The organism is Salinicola sp. CPA57, from assembly GCF_003206035.1.
Taxonomy (GTDB): domain Bacteria; phylum Pseudomonadota; class Gammaproteobacteria; order Pseudomonadales; family Halomonadaceae; genus Salinicola; species Salinicola socius.
The window spans coordinates 1-633 of sequence record NZ_PZJR01000042.1; the positions used below are offsets into that span (position 1 = coordinate 1).

1 protein-coding gene is annotated in these 633 nt (G+C 67.3%); it reads left to right on the top strand.

Annotation, left to right across the window (positions count from 1 at the left end):
* Window positions 1-633: DUF2345 domain-containing protein (locus DOM36_RS19905; protein ID WP_157958725.1), on the top strand; the 633-nt coding region annotated here is incomplete at both ends.

The window sequence follows — 633 nt, forward strand, 5'->3', positions numbered from 1 at the left end:
CGACAGCGCCTACCACCTCAGCGACAGCCTCAGCCAGAGCGCCCAGGATCACAACGCCGACGCCCTCGACAGCCGCGAGAACCTCAAGCAGGCCGGCGACGACGCCGACGACCGCTACGGCAACAGCGAGCAGCTCGTCGATTCACAAGGCCAAGCCAAGCAGGACAGCGCCCGTGGCGCCACCGACAGCGGCGGCCGGGGCGAAGCGGCGCGGATGAAAGCCCCCTGGCTGCACCTGGCCTCCCCGGCGGGGATCACCCTGAGTACCCCGGAATCGACCCACCTGGCCCAGGGCAGATCGCTCAGTGTCTCCAGCGGCGAGGACGTCAACATCGCCACCGGCAAGCGCCTGGTCGCCTCGATCTCCGAGAAGCTCTCGCTGTTCGTGCAGAAGGCGGGCATCAAGCTGTTCGCGGCGCGGGGCAAGGTGGAGATCCAGGCGCAGTCGGACAATCTGGAAGCCACCGCGCGGCGGGATCTCGGTGTCACCTCGACGGAAGACAAGATCGACTTCGCCGCCGCCGAGGAGATTCTGCTGGTCAGCGGCGGCGCCTACGTGCGTATCAAGGGCGGCAATATCGAGCTGCATGCGCCGGGCAAGGTTACCGTCAAGGGCGCGACGAAGAGTTTTGG